Consider the following 5,531-nt stretch of genomic DNA (forward strand, 5'->3'; position numbering starts at 1 on the left):
GAGCTGCAGGTATTGGAGCGGAAATTTTATCAGCTCCCGGATGGAAATGAATTCTCAGACCAAGGACATTTTTATAGTCAGGATATAGATCTTTTCGGCAAGGGATCTTTTTACCAATATTGCAACCGAACATCCCTGTCGGAAGGCGGCCAAACCCTGGCAGACTTGTTAACTGAAAACAGCATTGAAAAGGTCTTAGAAAAACAAGATGCAATTAAAGAATTGAGCTTTTTAGCGGAATGGAGGCAGGATTTTTCGGCAGTTGCCAAATTGATAAAAACGGAAGTCTCGTCGGCTAGTTTAATAAGCGGGCTGAAAACGTATCAGCCATTCGTTCCTAATCTGATGAAATGGTTACCCATGGTGTTTTCTATTTTCTCACTGGCAGTTATTGGGCTCTATTACTTCAATTATGTTTCGGGATGGGGGTTGCTGTTGTGGTTTTTTATAGGACTCGGTATTGTGGGGAGATATTTACGCAGGATAAATGTGTTATCCCAGAAGATATCTAAAGCACAGAGCAGTTTTCAACAATATCAAAAACTGATTTTACTTTTGGAGAATATAGAATTCCAATCTAGATATTTGAATCATGAAAAGGACAATATTCTGGAGGAAGGGGTTAAGGTTTCGCAAGTTTTAAAACAATTCTCCCGGATGCTAAATGCCTTTGACCAAAGGAATAACATGATTTTTGGTATTGTGGCAAATGGATTTTTGTTATGGGATTTAAGATATGCCTACGCTATAGAAAAATGGATTAGCCGTAATGGTGACCGGGTTGAACAATGGCTCAATACCATCGCTTTTTTTGACGCCTACAATAGCCTGGGTAATTTTGCTTTTAATCACCCCGATTATACTTTTCCAAAAATATCAAAAAATGATCTTATCATTGAGGCCGTAGATGTCTCACATCCAATGCTCGACCCATCTGAAGGGGTAACAAATAATTTTAAAATTTGCAGAGAAGAATTCTTTGTAATTACCGGTGCAAATATGGCGGGTAAGAGTACATTTCTGCGAACTATCTCCCTTCAGATTGTTATGGCCAATATGGGCCTACCGGTATGTGCTGCCTCGTTGTGCTACCAACCCATAAAACTGATTACCAGTATGCGCACTGTAGATTCTTTGACAGAGCATGAATCCTACTTTTTTTCTGAACTAAAACGCTTAAAGTTTATTATTGATAACATAAAGGAAGATGAATACTTTATTGTGTTGGATGAAATCTTAAAGGGAACTAACAGCACGGACAAGGCAATTGGGTCTAAAAAATTTATCGAGAAGTTAGTCAGTTCCAATTCAACCGGTCTGATTGCGACTCATGATTTAAGTCTTTGTGAGGTAGCCAAAAGTTTGGAAAAGGTTGATAACTACTATTTTGATGCTGCAATTGTAAATGATGAATTGCATTTTGATTATAAGTTTAAAAAAGGCATTTGTCAAAACATGAATGCTTCATTTTTGTTGAAGAAAATGAATATAGTTGAATAGTATATGGATTCACTAACGCAAATAGTTTTAGGAGCCTCCGTAGGAGAGGTGGTGCTGGGTAAAAAAGTAGGGAATAAGGCTATGCTCTATGGTGCAATTGCCGGTACTATACCCGATCTTGATGTTTTGAGTCGCTATTTTGTAGATACGGTTACTTATACCGAATGGCACAGGGGTTTTAGTCATTCTATTCTGTTTAGCCTACTGTTTGCTCCTATTTTCGGATGGCTTATTTCTAAAATTGAAAAGAATTCCGGCGTAAGTTGGCGGGAATGGTCCAAACTTATGTTCTGGGGTTTGTTTACCCATCCTATTTTGGATTCTTTTACCACCTGGGGCACGCAACTTTTTTGGCCTTTTGATCTTCGGCTGGCCTTCCAGAATATTTTTGTCATAGATCCTTTATATACTTTTCCTTTTCTGTTTTTTCTGATTTTGACTATGAGACAACACAGACTGTCACCGGCAAGAAGAAAGTACAACAGACTGGGTCTTATTGTTAGTAGTGGCTATCTCTTGATAACCTTGCTGGTGAAGGGATATACTTATACGAAGTTTACTAATAATTTAGAAGATCAGGAGATTGCTTATAAGCAGATTCAAACCAGGCCAACCCCATTTAATTCAATACTATGGACTGCAAATGTGGATACAGGGAAAGAATATTTAATAGGAGAATATTCCTTGTTTGATACCAAACCAATCGAGTTCCGGGCTTATCCAAAAAACCATGACTTATTGGGAGAAATGGTGGGTGAGGATAAGCTTAACCGGTTAATAAAAATTACCGAAGGCTGGTATACCATTTCGCGGAAGGAGCAATCCTTACTATTTAATGATCTTCGTTTTGGTTTGATAAGCCTCAATCCCATTGATCCTAAATTTGCTTTTAGTTATAAGTTGCTTAAACTAAAAAATGAGGTCATAGTTGAGGAAACCCCAAAATTCAAAGAAGACGCACAAAACGTTTTAATAGAATTATGGGCCAGAATTTGGGGGAATTAACTCCCGTGTTTCAAATTCTTTTTATTGGTTAATATTCCTTACATGCTTTTTATCTGAAGATCATGAAAAGTATCTGCCTGAAGACGCAGCAATTCTTCTGCTTTCTGCTTCTTATAGGCGTACACAGCTTCTTCTTCTGCTATTTCGCCGTATATTTTCTCATTCAGTGAAGTGTCTGTAGCCAGGATCTTTTGTCGCTGTAATACCTTTTGCATTACCCAGGTCTCAACGGCACTTTCCTCATCTTCCAGTTTTAGATCATAGGGTCCTTTTGGTGCCAGAAGCTTAACAATTATAGGTGATGTTTCTATGGCAAGAAATAATAAGAAAATAAAGAATGAGGGAAACCATGGCAGTTCTCCCAGTGCGCTTATTCGGGCCATAAGGCCGTCAAATCCGTCAATAATGGGTTGAGAATCATTAACTGCCTGCGAATATTCAGTATTGAGTGCAGCAATCTGGGTTTCTAAACCAGCTATTTTAGTTGCGTTTGCGTCCTTTAATTGTCTTAATTCCAATAAAGCAGCATCGTGTTTTTCCCGTTTTTCTTTATACACCGGTCCTTTGCCTAAAAGCATGGTTCCGGCTCTTCCTTCAGCCTCTGAAATATAGGTGTCGTAGAGGGCGTTGGTCTCCGTTTCTTTTATGTTTATTTCATTCTTTAGTGCTGCAATATCTTCATTCAGGCTGGCAACAACCGGAGTGTATTGCTGTGCGATCTGTGCTTTATTTGCCAGAGTGAGTTCGTTTTTTTGTTCCAGTAAAACCTGGTTGATTTCCTTTTCGAAAATTTTCATTTCCAAAGGTTTTGAGATCACTACGGCAATAATAATAGCCAGAATTATCCTGGGGGTAGCCTGTAAAAATTCACTTTTTATACTATCTCTTTTTTTAATAGTGGAGACAATAAACCTATCCAGATTAAAAATCAATAGTCCCCAAATAAGGCCAAAAAAGATTGCTGCATAAACGTTGTCAAACACCGTAAAGAGTGCATAACTACTGGCAATAAATGCCATTACGGCGGTAAAAAAAACAGTGGCACCTATGCCTGCGTATTTGTTTTGTTCTCCTGAAGAACAGGATTCAAGAATGCGGGTGTCCGCTCCGGAACAGAGGATAAAAAAGCTTCGTATCATTATAGTGTTCGTTTTTGATTCTAATGGTTAGAACTCAATTTGCATAAATTTGTTACACTAAAATGAAATAAAAAGACCTCGTTAAGAAGGTTTTATGAATTCCAGGAATTTTCCTTCAATATTTTTTGAGGAATTCACGACTTATCTCAAATCTAAATACTCTAAGAAAGAAGTTCCGTATAGTATTTATAGAAATAAGGTATCGTTTCAATTCCTTTTAAAAAATTCCATACCCCAAAATGTTCATTCGGAGAATGAATGGCATTGCTGTCAAGTCCGAAGCCCATTAAGATGGACTTAGATCCCAACTCCTTTTCAAACAGTGGAACAATGGGGATGCTACCTCCATTTCTCTTGGGAACGGGTACTTTTCCAAATGTTGTCTCATAAGCTTTACTGGCTGCCTTGTATCCTATACTGTCTATAGGCGTTACATAACTTTCACCACCGTGGTGTGGAGTTACTTTTACTTTAACTCCGGCAGGTGCAATATTTTCAAAATGGGTTTTAAAAAGTTGTGTAACCTCATGCCAGTCCTGATGGGGTACGAGCCGCATGGAGATTTTTGCATGTGCCTTGCTCGCAATAACGGTTTTTGCACCTTCTCCGGTATACCCACCCCAGATGCCGTTTACATCAAGTGTTGGTCTAATAGCGTTTCTTTCATTTGTGGTATAAGAAGTTTCACCATAGACATCATCAATGTCCAGCGCCGTTTTATAAGCTTCCAGATTAAAGGGTGCTTTTTCCATAGCGTTCCTCTCTTCTCTGGTTAATTCATCTACTTTATCATAAAATCCGGGAATGGTAATATGGTTATTTTCATCATGCAAAGAAGCAATCATTTTTGCAAGGATATTGATAGGATTGGCTACGGCCCCTCCATATAATCCTGAATGTAAATCCCGGTTTGGTCCCGTAACTTCTACCTCCACATAACTCAACCCCCTAAGACCGGTTGTAATAGAAGGTATATCATTAGCGATCATTCCGGTATCAGAAATTAGAATAATATCATTTTCAAGTTTTGCATGATTCTCTTTAACAAAGTCCGACAAGTTTTCGCTTCCTACTTCCTCTTCCCCCTCAATCATAAATTTCACATTACAGGGGAGCGCATTGTTTTCAACCATAAATTCAAGGGCTTTCACATGCATATAAACCTGTCCTTTATCATCAGAGGCCCCACGGGCATAAATGGCACCATCGGGGTGGAGTTCCGTTTTTTTAATCACAGGTTCAAATGGAGGGGAGTCCCAAAGATCTAAAGGATCTGGGGGTTGAACATCATAATGGCCATAAACCAGAACCGTTGGTAGATTCTTATCAATTATTTTTTCTCCATAAACGATGGGGTACCCCTGAGTTTCACATATCTCAACAAGATCACAACCGGCATCTTTTAGAGAAGTGGCAAATGCCTCGGCGGTATCCAGAACATCTTGAGAATACGCAGAATCTGCACTGACGGATGGCATTTTTAGAAGTTGGATGAGCTCATTTATAAACCGTTCTTTGTGTTGATTCAGGTAAGCCTTTATGTTTTGCATTATCAATAATTTGAAGAATGACTAAATTTACGAAAAGAAGGTTGATAATTTTGAACTTCGATTATTTTTAAATTGAAATTTTGCTTTATATTTGCAACCCCATAATAACGATAGTTCTTTCTCCATTGTAATACAAATGAGAAACTATCAGAATGGGAACTGCAGGCGTGGTGGAATTGGTAGACACGCTAGACTTAGGATCTAGTGCCGAAAGGTGTGAGAGTTCGAGTCTCTCCGCCTGTACGAAGTAAAGGCCCATCCATTATTGGATGGGTTTTTTTATGAAAAGTGGAGAGGGGAGAAGTTTATCCCGCCATCGGCGGGAAGTCTCTCCGCC

4 protein-coding genes and 1 tRNA gene are annotated in these 5,531 nt (G+C 38.8%); 3 read left to right on the forward strand and 2 right to left on the reverse strand.

Going from position 1 to position 5,531, the window contains the following annotated elements:
- Together WBN20_RS06115 and WBN20_RS06120 are read left to right on the forward strand one after the other, a co-directional pair.
- A partial coding sequence (locus WBN20_RS06115; RefSeq protein WP_424281084.1) for a MutS-related protein occupies positions 1–1,500 on the forward strand: 1,500 nt, incomplete at its 5' end.
- A gap of 3 nt (positions 1,501–1,503) precedes the next feature.
- Positions 1,504–2,505: a metal-dependent hydrolase gene (locus tag WBN20_RS06120; RefSeq protein WP_424281085.1), complete on the forward strand. Its 1,002-nt coding sequence runs from the start codon at positions 1,504–1,506 to the stop codon at positions 2,503–2,505.
- A gap of 38 nt (positions 2,506–2,543) precedes the next feature.
- Here the strand turns inward: WBN20_RS06120 and WBN20_RS06125 are convergent, their stop codons facing one another.
- Together WBN20_RS06125 and WBN20_RS06130 are read right to left on the reverse strand one after the other, a co-directional pair.
- Positions 2,544–3,644 (reverse strand): DUF4407 domain-containing protein, encoded by a 1,101-nt coding sequence (locus WBN20_RS06125; RefSeq protein WP_424281086.1) that lies wholly within the window; start codon positions 3,642–3,644, stop codon positions 2,544–2,546.
- Positions 3,645–3,805: 161 nt separating this feature from the next.
- Positions 3,806–5,194: a dipeptidase gene (locus WBN20_RS06130; protein WP_424281087.1), complete on the reverse strand. Its 1,389-nt coding sequence runs from the start codon at positions 5,192–5,194 to the stop codon at positions 3,806–3,808.
- A 161-nt stretch (positions 5,195–5,355) separates the two neighbouring features.
- Between WBN20_RS06130 and WBN20_RS06135 the strand changes: the two genes are divergently transcribed.
- Positions 5,356–5,437: transfer RNA gene (locus WBN20_RS06135), tRNA-Leu, on the forward strand.
- Positions 5,438–5,531: the final 94 nt, after the last annotated feature.

Origin of the sequence: Eudoraea sp. (assembly GCF_049665975.1) — a bacterium.
Classification (GTDB): Bacteria; Bacteroidota; Bacteroidia; order Flavobacteriales; family Flavobacteriaceae; genus Eudoraea.

Excerpts from the sequence above, each read along its gene's own strand:
- WBN20_RS06125 (WP_424281086.1), bottom strand. The coding sequence starts at position 3,644 with ATGATACGAAGCTTTTTTATCCTCTGTTCCGGAGCGGACACCCGCATT.
- WBN20_RS06130 (WP_424281087.1), bottom strand. The coding sequence starts at position 5,194 with ATGCAAAACATAAAGGCTTACCTGAATCAACACAAAGAACGGTTTATA.
- WBN20_RS06120 (WP_424281085.1), top strand. The coding sequence starts at position 1,504 with ATGGATTCACTAACGCAAATAGTTTTAGGAGCCTCCGTAGGAGAGGTG.